This window comes from Stanieria cyanosphaera PCC 7437, assembly GCF_000317575.1.
GTDB classification, from domain to species: domain Bacteria; phylum Cyanobacteriota; class Cyanobacteriia; order Cyanobacteriales; family Xenococcaceae; genus Stanieria; species Stanieria cyanosphaera.
In genome coordinates this window covers 2,328,313-2,346,258 of the sequence record NC_019748.1, presented here as the reverse complement: position 1 = coordinate 2,346,258, position 17,946 = coordinate 2,328,313, and the positions used below count along the sequence as shown (strand labels likewise).

Sequence of the window (17,946 nt, the reverse complement as noted above, 5' to 3'; positions counted from 1 at the left end):
GAAAAAACCAATGATATGATGTAATACAATTCTATTGATTCTCTGTGGAAGTTAAGAAGTAGTTGGAAAATTAAGGTTAGGTATGTTATGACCCTTGAGCGAGACAACCAAAGTTTAAATGGTGCTTGGAAACAATCAGATTTATCTGAAAAACCACAGCAATCTTCTGCACTTAGAAACTTTGCTCAAAATACTATTTCCCCAACTACTTCTGTCAATAGTCGCAATCGTGAGGAATTTGAGTCAATGCAAATCGAAAAATCGAGACAATTTTCTTGGTGGCAAGCTTGGCAATTCTGGGGTATTGTCTTGGTGCTGATTTCGGGAGGTATTGGTTTTACTGCTACCTCTTTGCTACTCAAATTACCGAAAACTCAAACCTGTTCTAAAGTTTTTTGGCCAGTAGCTTCTGCTTCAGTTCGTTTGTATTGCGCTCAAATTGCTGCCGAAGAACAAACAGTTGATAATTTATTACAAGCGATCGCTCTGGTTCGGGTTTTACCAGCTTCACATCCGCTTCGTGCTGAGATCGACCGCAATGTAGAAAAATGGACTACAGATATTCTAGCGATCGCAGAAGAAAAGTTTCAGCAAGGTGAATTGAAAACAGCAGAACAAATTGCTCAAAAAATTCCTAGTCAATTTAAAGCGCGTCAGTTAGCAGAAGATAAAATTAGTCAGTGGAATGCAATTTGGCAAGCAGCAGAACAAAATTACGCTGAAGTGGAAAAACAACTGCGTGATTCTAATTGGAATCAAGCTTTTAGTTGGGCGGTAAAATTAACGGACATTAACAATCAATATTGGGCAACTACCAAGTATCAAGAAGCGATTAATAAAATTAATGTAGCTCAAGAAGAAAGGTCAACTTTAGACCGTGCTTACGATCAGTTTCGTCGTGGTGGTTTAGACAATATTTTGGCAGCACTAGAAAAAGTTGAAGCGATTGAAACTAGTAGCTATGCTTATCAAGATGCTCAAGATTTAAGAGCAGATGCAAAAAATCAGTTGCTTAAATATATCGACCAATCAATTGACCAAGAAAAATGGCAGGAAATACTTCAAGTTACCAGTAGAATTCCTAAGAGTCTAAAATTAGAAAAACAAATTGAAGATTGGAATCTGTTGGCTGGTGCTGGTTCAAGTGCTAGCTTGGATACTGTATTTGGTTTAGAAGAAGGAATTTTAGAATTACAAAACTTAAAACCAAATAGTCCCTTATATCAGCGCGGACAAAAATTAATTAGTCGCTGGAAATTAGAAATTGAAGCGGTTAAACATTTAGAAGAAGCCAAGAATTTAGCTTTAGGTGGTCAAATTAAAGATTATAATGCTGCGATCGCTGAAGCTAGTTTAGTTGCTTCAACCAATCCTCGTTATCAACAAGCACAACAACAAATCAATAGTTGGCGACGAGAAATTAGAATTATTGAAGACCAACCTGTTTTAGATCGAGCCAATCAACTAGCAATTGGCAGCAACCTTAGTGCTTGGAAACAGGCAATTGCTGAAGCAAGTTTGATTACTTCTAATAGTCCTCTTTATTCAGAAGCACAAAGAAATATCCAAAATTGGCAAGCTAATATTGAACGCGAAGAAGACCGACCGTTTCTCGATCAGGCTCTCACTCTAGCTGGAACAAGAAATTATAGTGAGGCAATTAGAGCAGCAGAAAGAATTAGACCAGGTAGAGCGTTATATCAACAAGCACAAGAAAAAGTAGCTTTGTGGCGACAGGAAATTCAAGCAGATAATTATTTAAGAGAAGCCTATGATCTTGCTGATATAGGTACTCCAGAAGCTTTAGTTAAAGCGATTAACCTAGCTCAACAAGTTTCTTCTGCTACTAATGCTTACAGTCAAACGCAACAAATTATTAATGGTTGGGCAAATCAAATACTGGATTTAGCTTATACCAAGTCTAGTTATGCTTTAGAAGAAGCGATCGCGATCGCACAAACCATTCCTTCGGGAACAGTTGCTTATTCAGAAGCTCAATCTCAAATCAAAAATTGGCAGGAAAGATTAAGACCTCCTGTGATAGAAAGAGAGCTTCCTTTACGTGAAATTAACCTCGATAAACCTCGGAGTAGGAAATTTAATCAATTTGAAGATCGTTAATGAGCTTATTTCAACTTAGATACATTCAAAACTTTTGTTGATTGTTAATGCTTGATTGTTGATAGTTGGTCGCTACGCGCACCTTCGGTGAGGTTAATTATTCATCCCTCATAATTACTAACTGATAACTGTTGCTTTTACTCGTTCTTTTGTTTCCAAATAAACTAATAATGCGTTGATATCGGCAGGATTTACTCCGCCAATTCTAGAGGCTTGACCAATAGTTAAAGGTCTAACTTTGGTTAATTTTTCTCTGGCTTCCATTGATAAGGTTTCAATCTTCATATAATCAATTTCTGAAGATAATTTGCGATTGCTATAGCGAACAATTTGGTCAATTTGAATTTGCTGACGTTTGATGTAACCAGAGTATTTAATATCTATTTCTGCGCCTTCTTTTTCGATGAGATTTAATTGAGGATTTCCTAAATCGTATTGTTCTAAATGTTGATAATGAAAACCAGGACGACGCAAAAGATCCGCTAAAGTAATTGAACCTTTAATTTTTTGTTCCGTAACTGCTGCGATCGCAATACCAACTTCATCTCTTTCTTTGATTCTGGTTTCAAATAGTCGTTCTTTTTCTGCTGCAATTTTGGCTTGTTTATCACAGAATAATTGCCAACGGCGATCGTCAATTAAACCAATTTCTCGCCCCCTAGGAGTTAAACGGCGGTCAGCATTATCGGAACGCAAGATTAAGCGATATTCAGAACGACTAGTCAGCATTCGATAGGGTTCGCGTAAATCTTTGGTACAGAGATCGTCAATTAGTGTACCCAGATAACTTTCTTCCCGAGGAAAAACAATCATCTCCTGTCCCCGTGCAAACCTAGCTGCATTGATTCCTGCAACGATACCTTGGGCTGCTGCTTCTTCATAACCAGTAGTTCCATTGATTTGACCGGCGGAAAATAACCCCTCAATTTTTTTGGTCATCAAAGTTGCATAACACTGAGTCGCAGGTAAATAATCGTATTCCACAGCGTAAGCAGGACGCAGCATGACGCATTTTTCTAGACCAGGAAGACTTCTGAGCATTGCCAATTGCAAATTTTCAGGTAAACCAGTCGAAAATCCTTGAATATAAAGTTCAGGAATATCTCTACCTTCAGGTTCGATAAAAATTTGATGGCTTTCCTTATCCGCAAAACGCACAATTTTGTCTTCGATGCTAGGACAGTAACGAGGTCCTTTGGCATCAACCCAACCACCATAAACAGGAGATAAATGCAGATTGTCCCGAATAATTTGATGGGTTTCGGCGGTAGTTCGAGTTAGATAGCAATTCATTTGTTCTTTTTCTACCCAAGCTTCGGGGTCAAAAGAAAACCAACGTACCTCCTCATCTGGAGGTTGAACTTCCATTTTGCTATAGTCTACAGAACGCTTATCTACCCTGGCAGGTGTTCCTGTTTTTAATCTTCCTGTTTCAAAACCAAATCGATTGAGAGTTTCTGTTAAACCGATGGCTGCAAATTCTCCTGCCCTACCTGCTTCCATTGATTTATTACCTACCCAGATACGTCCGCCCAAAAAAGTGCCAGTAGTTAAAACTACGGCTTTAGCAGCGAAACAAGTTCCAAAGTAAGTTTGAACTCCAATAACCTCATCATTCTTCCCCAACACCAAATCCGTCGCCATTCCCTCCCGAATCGACAGATTGACCTGATTTTCGACAATCCCTTTCATTACCGCAGCGTATTCGCGTTTATCGGTTTGCGCCCTTAATGCCCAGACAGCAGGACCACGAGAAGAATTAAGGACACGTTTTTGCAGATAAGTACGGTCTGCCATTTTGCCAATTTCTCCACCCAAAGCATCAACTTCGTGGGTTAATTGAGATTTGGCAGGTCCTCCAACCGCAGGATTACAAGGCTGCCAAGCGATTTTATCTAGATTAAGAGTCAACATCAAAGTACGACAACCCAAGCGTGCAGCAGCTAAAGCAGCTTCACAGCCAGAATGACCGGCCCCAATGACGATCACATCAAAAGCGTCTTGAAATTCTACAGCAGAAGAAATGGTCATGGTTAGGAATGAAGGGAGATGAGCATTATATATTTTAATACTTTCAAGCTCATAGCTAAACGCGATCGCACGTTAGATGAAATAATTCAATCTCAATCTGTAAAAATACTGAGTTATTTTTTTTCAGTGAACTAGTTATAAAATTAGACTGTTAATTATTATTCGATCTTAACCTGCTCAAATTTCTTTCAACCAACAAAAATCAGCCTAAGCATGAATTTTAAACGAATTTCTACTGGAATAGTCGGTTTTGACGAAATACTTAAGGGAGGATTCGTTCCTAGTAGAGCTTATCTTATCAGAGGTGGTCCTGGTAGTGGCAAAACAACTTTAGGATTACATTTTTTGGCTCAAGGTTTTGTTGAAAATAAAGATAGTCTTTACGTTACTTTTGGCGAACCAGCAGAACAAATCAAAGCTAATGGAACAGCGATTGGTTTAAAGATGGATGGTATTCATTTTTTAGATCTGAGTCCTTCTTCCGAATTTTTTACAGAAATCCAAACTTACGATTTATTTTCTCCAGCCGAAGTAGAACGCGAACCAACTACAGAGAAATTAATTGAATGCATCGAAAATCTTAAACCTCAGCGAGTTTTTCTCGATGCTATGACTCAGTTTCGCTATTTAGCAACCGATGATTTTCAATTTCGTAAGCAAGTTCTTTCTTTCCTGCGTTTTTTGCTCGAATCAGGTGCTACAGTACTCTTTACTTCCGAAGGAAGTGAATCTGCGCCAGATGACGACTTACAATTTATGAGTGATGGTGTGATTCATCTCGACAATACCCTCGAAGGTAGAACTATCAGAGTTAGTAAATTTCGTGGTTCAGACTATCTTAGTGGTTTACATTCAGTTCGTTTAACCGCTCAAGGAATGAAAATTTCTCCACGTTTGCAACCAGAAAGTCATCGCAGAGAATTTACTCAAAACGCGATCGCGTCTGGTGTGCCAGAATTAGATGAACTGCTTCATGGTGGCTTGGAACGAAGTACTGTTACTATTTTGACAGGGCCAACAGGGGTAGGTAAAACTACTCTGGGATTGCAATTTATGAAAGAAGCAGCAGGAAGAGGAGAACGATCAGTAATTTATACTTTTGAAGAAGCTACAGAAAACTTATTGATTCGTTCAGAAGCAGTCAATATTCCTGTCCATGCTATGCTTGATCGCGGTACTTTATCAGTAGTACCGATTGAACCATTGCTGTTAAGTTCTGATGAATTTGCTAATTTAATTCGTCATGAAGTTGAAACCAAGCAAGCTCAAATCGTTATGATTGATAGTGTCTCTGGTTATCGCGTTGCTATGCGTGGTGAAAATTTAGTCCGTAGTCTCCACAGTGTTTGTAAATATTTGCAAAATATGGGAGTGACAGTAATTTTAGTCAATGAAATAGAAGAAATTACTGGAAATTTTCGTGCTACTGATGTAGGTATTAGTTATATTGCAGATAATATTGTTTTTTTACGCTATCTAGAAATTAATGGAGAAATGCGTAAAGCGATCGGAGTTCTGAAAAAACGCCTCTCTGATTTTGAAAAAACCTTACGAGAAATAGAAATAACTCGTTATGGTATCAAAGTTGGCAAACCACTTACTAAACTACGCAAAATTCTCAGTGGTACACCAGAATGGGAAACTGACAATGATCATCTAAAATGAGTGAAAAACAGTTAATTTTAACCGTAGATACTAATCATCATAATCTAAAATTACTTAATAAATTTTTGGAAAAAGAAGGATATCAAACTATTAGTGCCAACAGTTTAGAAGAATTAGATCAAATTTTAAATCAATCATTAAAAATTCAATTAGTTTTATTAGATCTTACTGGTTTTAAAAGTAGTATTTGGGAACGTTGTGAACAAATCAAAAATCGCCAAATTCCTTTTCTCGTAATTTCGCCTCGACAAAATACTGTAATTCAACAAGCAAGTCTGGCTCATGGTGCAAGAAGTATGTTAATTAAACCCTTGGCAATTAAACAATTTCTCGGTTTAATCAAAAGTTTTTTGAAAGATTAAATATGAGTAAGATTTTATTACTCCTTGAACACAAAGAGAATCGACGTTTATTATCTATATGGTTGGGAAAAAATTACGAAGTTTTTTCTCCTAATTCGGATACAGAATTATTTCAATCAAGCTTTTCTTTTGATATTTGTATTCTTGATGGTCGAGCATTAGATAAACTAAATCACTGGGTATTAAAAACTAAAAAAGCTCAAGAGCCGGTTTTTTTACCATTTTTGTTAATGACATCTCGTCAAGATGTAAGCATACTTACTAGACATTTATGGAAAAGTATTGATGAATTAATTATTTCTCCCATTGAAAAAATGGAATTAACTGCACGGGTAGAAATGCTTTTACAAAGAAGGCAGTTATCTTTGCAATTACAACTAGCTAATCAAAATTTGCAAGAACTTAATAAACTAAAAACTCGTTTTATTTCTATAGCTTCTCATGAATTACGTAATCCTCTCAACTTAATTTCAGGTTATGCACAGTTGCTAATGCAAAATAGTAGTAAATATTCTGAAGAACGCCAACAAGATTTCTTTAATCGAATTATTACTACTGTTAAAAATATGACAGGTACTTTAAATGATGTTTTACTTTTAAGTAAAGGTGAATTAACTAAACAAACATTTAACCCCATCCCGCTAGATTTAAGTAAATTTTGTAGTGTTTTAGTTCATGAGATACAACTTGGTGCTGGTAGTAGTCATATTATTAATTTTTTAGTAGCAGAAGAAAATTTTGAGCCAAAAGTTTTGGTAGATCAAAAATTACTAACTCATATTTTAATTAATTTGTTAACTAATGCGATCAAATATTCCCCTAAAGGAAGTACCATCGAACTTCAATTGATTTATCAACCCGAAAAAATAATTTTTGAGATCAAAGATCAAGGAATTGGTATTCCTCAAAAAGACCAAAAACAGTTATTTAATTCTTTCCATCGTGCTAGTAATGTGGGGGATATTCCTGGCACTGGTTTAGGTTTAGCTATTGTTAAACAATGTATTGATTTGTATGGCGGTACAATTAATTTTCAAAGTCAAATAAATGTAGGAACTATCTTTACTGTCACTTTACCTTTAACTTTAGTTTAACTATCTTAAAATAGGTTGATTGACAGCAGAGAGAGTTTGTATTTTGTTGCTCTTTTTATTTTTCTTTATTTTTTGCCCTACTGTTTCAGTTAGTTTAAACTACAATAACGAGCAAAACCGCTCATCTTAAAATTAGCTGGCAAAACTCAGAATTAATACTTAAATAAGTTTTATTTGAATCCCTCTTCACAATTTCCCAGAAATTACTCATTGAATCTAAGATTTGATGAGCTAAAACCGTAATGGTAACTAAATTTTCTTAATTAATGAACCAAATCAAAACATCAATTTTGTACGAAGCAACTTGTTTGATTTCTCTAAAATCTTGTAACAAATTTAAAGATAATTTCTTTTATCAAAAACATTAAAAAAACTAACTTTTGGTTTGTTGGGCAACATAAATTAATAGCTTAAATCAGTATCTAATTGAAGATTTTATCAAAAAAAAGTTTACTAAATTTAATTAAAAACTAGATTTATTTTCTTAAATTGAGGCAATAAATAATGACTGGAACTTTAGTTACTCAGAGTATTTTGATCATAGACGATAATTCCAATAATCTAAAAATACTTTCGGAAACTTTAATTCAAGCAGGATTTAATGTAGCTGTTGCTATAGATGGTGAAATGGCAATTAAACAACTTGAATATCATCGTCCAGAGTTAATTTTGCTTGATGTATTAATGCCAAATCTTAATGGTTATGAAGTCTGTCAACAACTTAAAGCTAAACAGCAAACTCGTGATATTCCAGTTATTTTTTTAAGTGCCTTAGACGATGCTTTTGACAAAGTTAGAGCTTTTTCTGTAGGAGGAGTAGACTATGTTACCAAGCCTTTTCAAGCTGACGAAATTATTGCTCGAATTAAACATCAATTAGAATTGCAAGCAGCTAAAGCAGAGATTAGTCAGTTAAATAAAAATTTAGAACAAAAAGTGCACCAGCGTACTATCGAGTTGGAAAATGTTATTGATAAGCTGCATCAGGAAATTGCTCAACATCAGCAAACACAGCAATTATTAAAAGATAGTGAGTGCAAATTAGAAAATATTCTTAACTCTTTAGAAGAAGTAGTTTGGTCAGCTAATGTCGAGAATTTTAATTTAATATATCTCAATGCTGCTGTAGAAAAAGTTTATGAGCGAACAGTTACCGAATTTGTTAATCAACCTGATTTGTGGTTAGAAGTAATTCATCCAGAGGATCGCAAGCAAGTTAAACAATCTTTGTCAGTTTTTCCTTTTTCTAGTAATCTTGAATTAGAGTATAGAATTGTTCGTCCTAATGGTGAATTACGTTGGTTAAATACTCGTAGTCGTTCTATTTATGATAGTAATAGTACAGCGATTCGCATTGATGGAATTAGCATTGATATTACTGATCAAAAGAAAGCTCAAGAGCAATTAATTTATAATGCTTTACACGATACTTTAACAGGGTTACCAAATCGTACTTTATTAATGGAGCATCTGGATAAAGCTTTAGAACGAAGCAAAAGAAATCCAGATTATTTGTTTGCCGTATTATATATCGACCTCGATCGCTTTAAAATTATCAATGATAGTTTGGGACATTCTGTAGGAGATCAACTACTTGTTAAAGTTGGTCATTTATTAAAAGAATGTTGTCGTAGTGTCGATACTGTTGCTCGTCTCGGTGGAGATGAATTTACTATTCTTTTAGATGAAATTCGAGAAATTGCAGATGTTACGATCATTGCCGAACGGATACTCAAAAAATTAACTTTACCGATTAATTTAGGCACTCATACTGCTTTTACTGCTGCCAGTATTGGCATTGTTATTAGTTCTCGTCATTATCAAAATAGTATCGAGTTAATTAGAAATGCAGATATTGCCATGTATCAAGCCAAAGAGTCAGGCAAAGGACGTTATGCACTCTTTGATCGCGAAATGTATGCCCAAACTTTATATTTATCTCAATTAGAAACAGATCTGCGCTTTGCTTTAGCACGTCAACAATTTATACTGCATTATCAGCCAATTATTGCTCTTGCGACGGGCGATATTGTTGGTTTTGAAGCTTTAATACGTTGGCAAGATCCCGAACGAGGTTTAGTTTCACCAAGGGAATTCATTAAAATTGCTGAAGATACAGGATTAATTGTCTTGATCGGAGAATGGGTTTTAAACGAAGCTTGTCGTCAACTTCGTGCTTGGCAATTAAAATTTTCCAACGCTTCTCAATATCACATTAGTGTTAATCTTGCGAGTCAACAAATCAAACAACCAAGTTTAATTACGATTGTAGAGCGAATTTTGAAAGATACCGAGTTAGACAGTAATTTTCTCAAACTCGAAATAACTGAAAGTACTTTAATGGAAGAAAAAGAAACCATCATGGAAAACTTTGCTCAAATCAAAGCCAGAAATATTAAATTGAGTATTGATGATTTTGGTACAGGTTATTCTTCCCTTAGTTATTTACATAGTTTTCCTTTAGATACTTTAAAAATAGACCGTTCCTTTGTCAGTCGCATGAATGCTAATCAAGAAAACTGCGAAATTGTTCGCACTATTATCAACTTAGCTCATTCTCTCGGCATTGATGCGATCGCGGAAGGAGTAGAAACTCCCTATCAACTAGAACAATTAAGAAAATTAGGCTGTAAGTTTGCCCAAGGTTATCTTTTTGCTCAACCCTTAGATACTCAAGCAGTAGAATTATTAATTGCTAGTAATCCTAAGTGGTAAGTTTTACATAGTTTGTATGCATCTTGACATGAGGCAAAAGGCAGTAGAGACATAACATTTTACTTCTGCACAGAAGTCGTCATCAACAAGAGGAACAAGGGAGAAAATAATTATGGATTTTTGATCCGATAAATTAAGATTTATTGGCTAATAACAACCAAAATCCAGCAAAACTTTCAGATTCTGTCGAAGATTGAATGGCTAGGAAATGAACTCCTTGTGCTTTTTGTTTAGCTAGTTCAAATTCTTTGGCTTCGGTTAAGGTTGAAGGAGTGGTTAAATTAACCAAAACCCAACTATCACTCAACCCTGTGTTCAAGCAAATTCTGGGACGTGGATCGCTTTCTAGATGTAAAAAACCCATTTCTAACCCAGACAACCACGCTGCTAAAAGTGTAGCACGAGGAGAGAAAATAATTAATCCAGGAATTTGTGTTTCTGAACTGAGATTAAGCAAAGATAAAGGAAAAGCTTCTTTAAAACCAATTTCCCATTCATTCATTTCTGCAAAAGCAGAAGCTTCCAAACTAACAAATGCCCATTTATCACCGCGATCGCCTCTAACTGCGTCTGGTAAAGGAATAGCATTTAAATCAGGATACTGAACAGAAATAGAACTAGCGGTTTTTTGATCATAGCCTGGTTCTTGAGGATATACTTCCTTCATTCTGGTAGCTAACCAATGATTGAGAGCATAGGTACGACTACTAGGTGCAGCAGCAATTCCTGCATCTTCACAAGCTTTGGTAATCATATTATTCATTTGACGGCGGAAAAAGCGGATTTTTTTGGGAGTGATACCCGCGATCGCAATTGCCTTTTCAATCGCTTCCCGTAACCAAAGCGAATTAACCGTTTTACTAGAGCAGTATTGAGAGTAACGAAAAATCTCATCTGGCGATCGCTCTGGATCAGTCAGACTTTCGCAAATAAGTACTTCCCAAACTTTTTTATTTTCTTCATCTAAAATTGGACGAGAGTAAAAATCTAACTCCCAAATCGTATTACCCATATTATCCTGTAGTTGTTAAATGATGTTTTTTGATTTGCTAGTTATCAGTTAGAGACGATCAAGCGAAACGTCTGTACATTTATCAGTTTACATTCGGAGTAGGAGAGAATAAAAAACTTCTGCTCTATTGGAGTAAGATGTAGATTTTTTGGTAAATTCTAATTTGAAAAAAGTGAAATAGTAATAGTTCAAAATTTACATCTTATCTTGAGACTAAATTGCTCCAGATTTAACAAAAAAAACTCGATCTGGTTCTACAATCAAAAAGGTGCAAAAGATCATAATCATCGGTAAAAATTAGATGGCTAATCAATATCACGCTCGTATTTATGTTACTCTTCGTCCTTCTGTACTTGATCCAGCAGGTACAGCAGTTGCATCAGGATTGAAGCAATTGGGATATCAAGGAGTTGAAGATGTCAGAATTGGAAAGTATATTGAACTAAATTTGACTGCTACCGATGAAGCACAAGCAAAAGTTCAATTAGATCAAATGTGCGATCGCTTGCTTGCCAATCCCGTAATTGAAAATTATCGTTTCGAGCTAACTCAATTAGCTACTGTTTAGGAAAAAAATGAAAGTCGGTATCATTGTCTTTCCCGGTTCAAATTGCGATCGCGATGTCGCTACGGTTACTGAAGGTTTATTAAATGTTGCAACTCGAATGATTTGGCATCAGGATACAGATTTATCTGCTCTAGATTTGGTAGTTATACCTGGTGGTTTTAGCTATGGTGATTATCTTCGCTGTGGTGCGATCGCTCGGTTTTCTCCTGCGATCAAAAGTGTGATCGAACACGCCCAAGCAGGTAAGCTAGTTTTAGGTATTTGTAATGGCTTTCAAATTTTAACAGAAGTAGGTTTATTACCAGGGGCATTAATTCGCAATCGTGATTTACATTTTATTTGCGATCGCGTCCCGATGAAAGTCGAAAGAAGTGATTTACCTTGGACTAGTAATTATACTTCAGGACAAGTAATTACTTTACCGATCGCTCATGGTGAAGGACGTTATTTTGCTGATAGTGATACTTTAAAAACTTTAGAAGATAACGGTCAAGTTTTATTTAGGTATTGTAGTGCGACAGGAGAAGTCAACCAAGATAGTAATCCGAATGGTTCTTTAGACAACATTGCTGGCATTATTAACCAACAAGGAAATGTTTTAGGCATGATGCCTCATCCAGAAAGGGCAGCCGATGCAGCGATTGGGATAACTGATGGCAAGGCTTTGTTTGAAGGTGTTTTGGCTAGTTTTGCTGTTGGCGTTTAACAGTGATCAGTTACCAAAGATTAAGTAAAAAGTAACAAGTAAAAAGTAGCAACTAACTATCAGCTATAGCGTTGCTAAAATTCATGAGGTACAACTAATACCTGCCTTCTGCCTTTAATGATCATTAAACCGTTAATTAAATTATGTGCCTTATCTTTAGGCTTGGTATTGTGCTGGAGTTTTCCAATAAATTTAATTCAACCAGCTATTGCTTCTGAAAAACAAGCGATTGTAACCAAAAAAGATATTTTAGCTCAATTAGCTCAAGCAGATGTCGTTTATCTTGGTGAAAATCACGATAGCCTTGCCGAACATCAAGCACAATTAGAAATTATTACTGCACTTTATCAACAAAATCAGCGAATAGCGATCGCTTTAGAAATGTTTCAGCGTCCCTTTCAACCTGTTTTAGATCGTTATTTAGCAGGGGAAATCAGCGAAACCCAATTAAGAGAAGAAACAGAATACGATCAGCGTTGGGGTTTTGACTGGGAATACTATGCCCCCATTTTACGTTTTGCCAAGAGACATAATTTACCAATTATTGCTTTAAATACTCCCACAGAAATTACTCGTAAAGTTGCTAGTCAAGGTTTAGAAAGTCTATCAGGAGAAGATTTTCGTTATATTCCACCTGTAGCAGAAATTGATCTAGATAATCAAGCTTATCGGCAAATGCTACAAAATATTTATAGCAATCATGCTCACAACGGACATGGTAATAGTGATGGTTTTGATAATTTTTTCGCTGCCCAGGTACTTTGGGATGAAACTATGGCTGATGCGATCGCACAATTTTATCAAGCTAACCCTAATTATCAAATTATTGTTTTAGCCGGTCAAGGTCATATTGTTCACGGTTATGGAATACCAGAGCGAGTACAACGACGGATTAAGAATAAATCTTTTGTACAGCGATCGCAGTTATTAGAAGAGCTTGTGAACAATACCCTGCCTTAAAAAACTCAGACTCAAAGAATTTGAGTCACAGCCCCTTGCCTGCGCGTGACGAGCATCCCACTAGTTAAGTTTTAAAATTACAAGATATTTTTTGACTGAAAAATATTTGTTAATCACAATGAGATAATGATTAAACAAAAATGAGAGTTTTATAAGTGGATAAATATATTGATTACTAAATTTCAAAAATATTCAAATAATAGAAAAACCTGCTTTTTTTTTACACTTTTGATACAAAATTTAAATAATAATTAAGTATAAATTTACAATAACTTTAAACTGATAATCTAATTATTAATAAAAAATATTTCACTATTTTTCCAGAAAATGTCTAAATTTATTTTGACCTTAGGTATTTTACTAATAGGTTCTAACAGTGTTTTGGCAACAGATTTGGTCAATAAAGATACTCAATCGTATCAAATTACTACTACCGAAGGTGAACAAAAAAATACTATAGAAATAGCATCAGGAGAAACAAAAACTGTATGTAGTAGTGATTGTTTGATTGATGTTGAAGGAATTGGCAGTGTTAGTGCTAAAGCTGCTGATGTAATTACGATAGAAGGCGGTCAAATAGTTTTACCAGCAGAAGAACTATAAATCGCTACAAAATTAATGAGGAGAATTTGAATGAAAACAAAAGCTTTATTGATATCTGTATCAGTTATGGCAGCATTAATGCCAACTAGTATCGCTTTAGCAGATTTAAATCCTAATAGTGAAAAGATATTAACTAGAATGATAGACAGAACTGCTAGTAAACAATTAGCAGGTTATATCAGACCAAAAGCCCCTATCATTGGTCAAGCAGCCGAAGGAGGCGTGTTTAGTAAAACGTTCCGTTTACAGGCTAATAAAAACTATGGTTTTGTTGCTGTATGTAGCAAACCAAAATGTAGTGATGTAGATTTGGTTGTCTTAAATAGTAAAGGTCAAGAAGTAACAATAGATCAAAGTGATAGTCCCCAAGCAGTAGTTAAATTAAAACCAAAAACAACTGATGCTTATAAAGTTGAAGTAGAAATGTATTCTTGTACTGAGCCAAAAGCATGTGCTTTAGGAATTGGTGCATATAAAAAATAAAAATAATAAATTTATTTATGCGATCGCGTAGGCGATCGCGCAAGATTAAGAGAAGTTTAATGCTTTTCAGGAGATAACTTTTCTATGTCAAAGAATTTTTAATCATCAAGTTTTTGTGGTTCTATTTTAGTTTCGATCTTTTTAATCGACGAGTTGTTGTTTGATAAATTGTGGGCAATTTGTGCTGCATCTATACCTGTTGTCTGACGCAATTGTTCCATAAAAGCAGCTAACTTTGTCGCAGTATTACCATCTTTACCGTTAACTACAGTAACGCTTTCAACCTCTACTTCTGGTACACCCGCAGCCATCATCTTGATCAGGGTTTCGAGTTTTTGAAAGAGGAAAATTTCTCTAGCATTGTTTCCTGCTGCTTGCCAAGACTCGGCGAGGCGTTTTGTTCCTTCTGCTTGGGCTTTCCCATCTTCTATAATACTCGCTGCATCACCTTTAGCTTTAGCGATCGCTTGTTTACATTGTGCCTCGGCAGGGGCGACAACATCGGCTTGTAACTGTTGTTGTACTTGTTTAATTCTTTCGGTTTGTACGGCAAGTTCGGCTTCTGCTTTAGCAATTTCGGCAATTACTTCGGCTTCTGCTTCGGCGACTAAGGCTTCTCGTTTGGTAATAGCATCTCTAATTCTTTTTTCAGCTTCTGCTTTGGCAATTTCTAAATCTCTACCAATTTGTCGCAGAGAAGTGATTTTTTTATTTTCCGATGATTTAATGGTAGATTCGGCTTTGGCGGTAGCTTCAGCAATACGGGCATCTCTTAATAATTCGGCTTGTTGTTTGCGCCCAATGGAATTGAGGTAACTAACATCATCAGAAATATTTTGAATTTGCAAGTTATCTAATACCAAACCTAATTTTTCTAAATCGTCTTCGGCTTCGTCAAGGAGACTTTTAGCAAAGGCAATTTTATCTTCGTTGACTTGTTCGGGAGTAAGACTTGCTAATACACCGCGTAGATTACCTTCTAAGGTTTCTTTGGCTAATTGTTCAATTTCTTTACGACTTTTGCCGAGTAAACGTTCAATCGCATTATGAATAGTGGGTTCTTCACCAGCAATTTTAATATTAGCAACTCCTTCTACTTTGAGAGGAATTCCGCCTTTAGAATAAGCATTAGCTACTTTAAGTTCAATAATCATATTAGTTAAATCCATACGGAAAGCTTCTTCCAGCATGGGGATTTTGATACTACTACCACCTTTAACGAGACGATATCCTACTTCTTTGCCTTCACTGTTGCGAGTTTTAGTACCAGCAAAGATTAAAATTTCACTAGGCTGACAAATGTAATAAAGATTGCGGATCACAAACCAGCCAGCACCTGTACCTAAACCAAAAATTGCAAGTAAAAGGGTAATAATTTCCATAGTTTTATTAATTTTAAATAGTAGACTTTCTTAGGAACTTTGATTGATTTTGGTTAATCAAAATTGTTGCCAAAAAAAATTGTCATCGATCAGATTTTCAAAATTATAGATACATTCTGAAGGAAAGCGATCGCGTACGCGCCTCGGCTTTGCCGAGAGCGCTTTTGATGCTACTTTTAGTTTTATTAATAGCTGCCTTATGGGCTTTTTGATATAAATAATCAAGCCTATTTAAAACATGATTTTTTAAATTTGTGGTTAATTTGTTGTTTAGTTGCAGTCTAAAACCTGTAATTTCTGATGCCCAATAGTTACGATTCCATTGTGATTCTTCGTGCCAATAATTAATCAGTAATAAATGCAGCAATATTTGATAAACCAAACTCTCTACAGGACTTTTTTCTCCTCTTACCAAGGCTTCTAATTCCTCAATTAAATTGTCAATGTCTAATTGATCGAAGGCGCGATTTCGTAGGGAATCAGCTTGTTCTTGTGACCACAAATCGTATTCTTTATCTATGTCGTAAGTCATCACTATCTTTCCTGGGAAAAATTTCTGTAGTAGGGTTAATTCATGAACTACTTCTACTTTGGTGGATTAAGTGTACCAATGACATCAATACCAAGAGTTTTGTTGACACTGTTGAGGAATTCCACCACAATTTCGGGATAGACTTTAACTAAACTTGCGATCGCTTTTCCGTCTCCGTTATCAATCACATTGACTTTTTCTAAGTTAAGTTTGCCTGGTATTTGTACGGCTTCTTGCAAAACAGTTTCTAGTTGTTGAATTAGGAATAATTCTTTGGCATCTTTACCAGTTGATTGCCATACTTGCGATAACATTTCATTGACTAAAGCATAAGCTTCGGTATTTTCTTTTAATCCTGCTGCGTTTCCTCTAGCAATTAATTCTTTGGCTTGTTTTTGTGCTTCGGCAGGTAAGACTTGTTCGGCTTCTAAACGAAGGCGTTCTAATTGCGCCCTGACTGCTTGTAGTTTTTGTTGTGCTTTAGCAGTGGCTTCTTGGGCTGCTGCAATGGTTCGTTCTTCTTCGGAACGGGCTTTCTGGTCTAATTCTGCTTTAATTTTCCGCAGTTCGTTTTCTTTATCTTGAACTACGATCCGATTTTGGGTTTTAGCTACGGATGCCTGTTCTTCACATTGTGCTTCGATTTGTTCGGCTTCACTGACGGCATTAGATTCGGCAATTTCTGCTTCTTTGATCACTAAAGCAATTTGTCGACGACCAAGAGAGTTAAGATAATCGACATCATCGGAAATGTTTTGAATTTTTAAAGTATCTAGTTGCAAACCCAACTTAACCAGATCCCGACTCACATCAGAAGCGATGCGTTCAGAAAATTGTAAACGGTTTTCATTCAGTTGTTCGGGAGTAAGAGTTGCTACTACTCCTCGCAGATTACCTTCTAAAGTTTCTCTGGCTACTCTAACAATTTCTGATCTATTTTGATCCAAAAATCTTTCAATAGCATTACCGACTACCTTGGGATTACTAGAAATTTTAACATTCGCGATCGCTTGAATATTGAGAGGCGTTCCTCCTTTAGCATAGGCATTAGTCACTTTAACGGGTACGGGCATCGTCGTGACATCAATGCGTTTAATCGTTTCTAAAATCGGGATGCGAATACCTCTACCACCAGTTAACACCCGATAACCAATTTCTTGTCCCTCACTGGTTTTTCTTTTTCTGCCTGAAAGCACTACTACTTCATTGGGTTTACAAATACATAAAAAAGAGTTGAGAAACCAAATTAAAATAATTGTGCCAAAGATACCCAAAGCTAAAGGCAAACTAGTATAAATTAGGCTGTTAGCACTACTTTTTTGCACTTGAACTTGAGGTACTTGAGAGACAATTACTTCTTGTTCTTTTGTAATTTGAAAATTATTTTGTAATTCCATAATTGTATTTATAGATTTTAATGATGAGTGATAAGCGATGAGTGATGAATAGTCACTGATAACTGATAACTGGTCACTGATAACTGATAACTGATAACTGGTCACTGGTCACTGATAACTGATAACTGGTCACTGATAACTGGTCACTGATAACTGATAACTGGTCACTGATAACTGATAACTGGTCACTGGTCACTGGTCACTGATAACTGATAACTGGTCACTGGTCACTGATAACTGATAACTGATAACTGGTCACTGGTCACTGATAACTGATAACTGGTCACTGATAACTGATAACTGGTCACTGGTCAC

Annotated in this window: 15 protein-coding genes; 10 read left to right on the top strand and 5 right to left on the bottom strand. The window is 35.9% G+C overall.

The window, feature by feature from the left end; all coding sequences use genetic code 11:
- Positions 1-87 precede the first annotated feature (87 nt).
- The gene (locus tag STA7437_RS10235; RefSeq protein ID WP_015193309.1) at positions 88-2,121 is read left to right on the top strand and encodes a hypothetical protein; all 2,034 of its coding nucleotides are present in this window, start codon (positions 88-90) and stop codon (positions 2,119-2,121) included.
- A 117-nt stretch (positions 2,122-2,238) separates the two neighbouring features.
- Here the strand turns inward: STA7437_RS10235 and mnmG are convergent, their stop codons facing one another.
- Positions 2,239-4,152: a tRNA uridine-5-carboxymethylaminomethyl(34) synthesis enzyme MnmG gene (mnmG, locus tag STA7437_RS10230; RefSeq protein ID WP_015193308.1), complete on the bottom strand. Its 1,914-nt coding sequence runs from the start codon at positions 4,150-4,152 to the stop codon at positions 2,239-2,241.
- Between the two features lie 213 nt (positions 4,153-4,365).
- Here mnmG and STA7437_RS10225 point away from each other — a divergent pair, with 213 nt between their 5' ends.
- From STA7437_RS10225 to STA7437_RS10210, 4 genes are all read left to right on the top strand, one after another.
- Entirely contained in the window at positions 4,366-5,817 is a 1,452-nt protein-coding gene (locus tag STA7437_RS10225; RefSeq protein ID WP_015193307.1) for an ATPase domain-containing protein, read from the top strand.
- Positions 5,814-6,179: a response regulator gene (locus tag STA7437_RS10220; RefSeq protein ID WP_015193306.1), complete on the top strand. Its 366-nt coding sequence runs from the start codon at positions 5,814-5,816 to the stop codon at positions 6,177-6,179. The genes STA7437_RS10225 and STA7437_RS10220 overlap by 4 nt, the downstream gene beginning before the upstream one ends.
- 2 nt (positions 6,180-6,181) lie before the next feature.
- On the top strand, positions 6,182-7,273 hold the full coding sequence (locus tag STA7437_RS10215; RefSeq protein ID WP_015193305.1) for an ATP-binding response regulator: 1,092 nt from the start codon (positions 6,182-6,184) through the stop codon (positions 7,271-7,273).
- A 504-nt stretch (positions 7,274-7,777) separates the two neighbouring features.
- Positions 7,778-9,988: a two-component system response regulator gene (locus tag STA7437_RS10210; RefSeq protein ID WP_015193304.1), complete on the top strand. Its 2,211-nt coding sequence runs from the start codon at positions 7,778-7,780 to the stop codon at positions 9,986-9,988.
- 133 nt (positions 9,989-10,121) lie between these two features.
- On the opposite strand, the gene STA7437_RS10205 is transcribed toward STA7437_RS10210, so the two are convergent.
- Positions 10,122-11,000, bottom strand: coding sequence for a Tab2/Atab2 family RNA-binding protein (locus STA7437_RS10205; RefSeq protein WP_015193303.1), 879 nt, complete (start codon positions 10,998-11,000; stop codon positions 10,122-10,124).
- Positions 11,001-11,301: 301 nt separating this feature from the next.
- On the opposite strand from STA7437_RS10205, the gene purS reads away from it, so the two are divergent.
- The 5 genes from purS (at position 11,302) to STA7437_RS10180 (ending at position 14,320) form a co-directional block, all read left to right on the top strand.
- Positions 11,302-11,568, top strand: coding sequence for a phosphoribosylformylglycinamidine synthase subunit PurS (gene purS, locus STA7437_RS10200; RefSeq protein ID WP_015193302.1), 267 nt, complete (start codon positions 11,302-11,304; stop codon positions 11,566-11,568).
- A 7-nt stretch (positions 11,569-11,575) separates the two neighbouring features.
- Positions 11,576-12,274, top strand: a complete 699-nt coding sequence (gene purQ / locus STA7437_RS10195; protein ID WP_015193301.1) for a phosphoribosylformylglycinamidine synthase subunit PurQ — start codon at positions 11,576-11,578, stop codon at positions 12,272-12,274.
- Positions 12,275-12,391: 117 nt separating this feature from the next.
- The gene (locus tag STA7437_RS10190) at positions 12,392-13,234 is read left to right on the top strand and encodes a ChaN family lipoprotein (RefSeq protein WP_015193300.1); all 843 of its coding nucleotides are present in this window, start codon (positions 12,392-12,394) and stop codon (positions 13,232-13,234) included.
- A 327-nt stretch (positions 13,235-13,561) separates the two neighbouring features.
- Positions 13,562-13,837 (top strand): hypothetical protein, encoded by a 276-nt coding sequence (locus STA7437_RS10185; protein ID WP_015193299.1) that lies wholly within the window; start codon positions 13,562-13,564, stop codon positions 13,835-13,837.
- Positions 13,838-13,867: 30 nt separating this feature from the next.
- On the top strand, positions 13,868-14,320 hold the full coding sequence (locus tag STA7437_RS10180) for a hypothetical protein (RefSeq protein WP_015193298.1): 453 nt from the start codon (positions 13,868-13,870) through the stop codon (positions 14,318-14,320).
- 98 nt (positions 14,321-14,418) lie between these two features.
- Here STA7437_RS10180 and STA7437_RS10175 read toward each other — a convergent pair whose 3' ends face one another.
- From STA7437_RS10175 to STA7437_RS10165, 3 genes are all read right to left on the bottom strand, one after another.
- Complete coding sequence (locus tag STA7437_RS10175) at positions 14,419-15,702, bottom strand: flotillin family protein (protein ID WP_015193297.1); 1,284 nt, start codon at positions 15,700-15,702, stop codon at positions 14,419-14,421.
- Positions 15,703-15,805: 103 nt separating this feature from the next.
- Positions 15,806-16,234: a DUF29 domain-containing protein gene (locus STA7437_RS10170; protein WP_015193296.1), complete on the bottom strand. Its 429-nt coding sequence runs from the start codon at positions 16,232-16,234 to the stop codon at positions 15,806-15,808.
- 53 nt (positions 16,235-16,287) lie between these two features.
- Entirely contained in the window at positions 16,288-17,631 is a 1,344-nt protein-coding gene (locus STA7437_RS10165) for a flotillin family protein (RefSeq protein ID WP_015193295.1), read from the bottom strand.
- Between the last annotated feature and the right edge of the window lie 315 nt (positions 17,632-17,946).

Bases quoted from the DNA above. Each gene is read 5' to 3' on its own strand.
- STA7437_RS10210 (WP_015193304.1), top strand. From the start codon at position 7,778: ATGACTGGAACTTTAGTTACTCAGAGTATTTTGATCATAGACGATAAT.
- STA7437_RS10180 (WP_015193298.1), top strand. From the start codon at position 13,868: ATGAAAACAAAAGCTTTATTGATATCTGTATCAGTTATGGCAGCATTA.
- STA7437_RS10205 (WP_015193303.1), bottom strand. From the start codon at position 11,000: ATGGGTAATACGATTTGGGAGTTAGATTTTTACTCTCGTCCAATTTTA.
- STA7437_RS10165 (WP_015193295.1), bottom strand. From the start codon at position 17,631: ATGGAATTACAAAATAATTTTCAAATTACAAAAGAACAAGAAGTAATT.
- STA7437_RS10175 (WP_015193297.1), bottom strand. From the start codon at position 15,702: ATGGAAATTATTACCCTTTTACTTGCAATTTTTGGTTTAGGTACAGGT.
- STA7437_RS10215 (WP_015193305.1), top strand. From the start codon at position 6,182: ATGAGTAAGATTTTATTACTCCTTGAACACAAAGAGAATCGACGTTTA.
- STA7437_RS10235 (WP_015193309.1), top strand. From the start codon at position 88: ATGACCCTTGAGCGAGACAACCAAAGTTTAAATGGTGCTTGGAAACAA.
- purQ (WP_015193301.1), top strand. From the start codon at position 11,576: ATGAAAGTCGGTATCATTGTCTTTCCCGGTTCAAATTGCGATCGCGAT.
- STA7437_RS10185 (WP_015193299.1), top strand. From the start codon at position 13,562: ATGTCTAAATTTATTTTGACCTTAGGTATTTTACTAATAGGTTCTAAC.
- STA7437_RS10225 (WP_015193307.1), top strand. From the start codon at position 4,366: ATGAATTTTAAACGAATTTCTACTGGAATAGTCGGTTTTGACGAAATA.
- STA7437_RS10190 (WP_015193300.1), top strand. From the start codon at position 12,392: ATGATCATTAAACCGTTAATTAAATTATGTGCCTTATCTTTAGGCTTG.
- STA7437_RS10170 (WP_015193296.1), bottom strand. From the start codon at position 16,234: ATGACTTACGACATAGATAAAGAATACGATTTGTGGTCACAAGAACAA.
- mnmG (WP_015193308.1), bottom strand. From the start codon at position 4,152: ATGACCATTTCTTCTGCTGTAGAATTTCAAGACGCTTTTGATGTGATC.
- STA7437_RS10220 (WP_015193306.1), top strand. From the start codon at position 5,814: ATGAGTGAAAAACAGTTAATTTTAACCGTAGATACTAATCATCATAAT.
- purS (WP_015193302.1), top strand. From the start codon at position 11,302: ATGGCTAATCAATATCACGCTCGTATTTATGTTACTCTTCGTCCTTCT.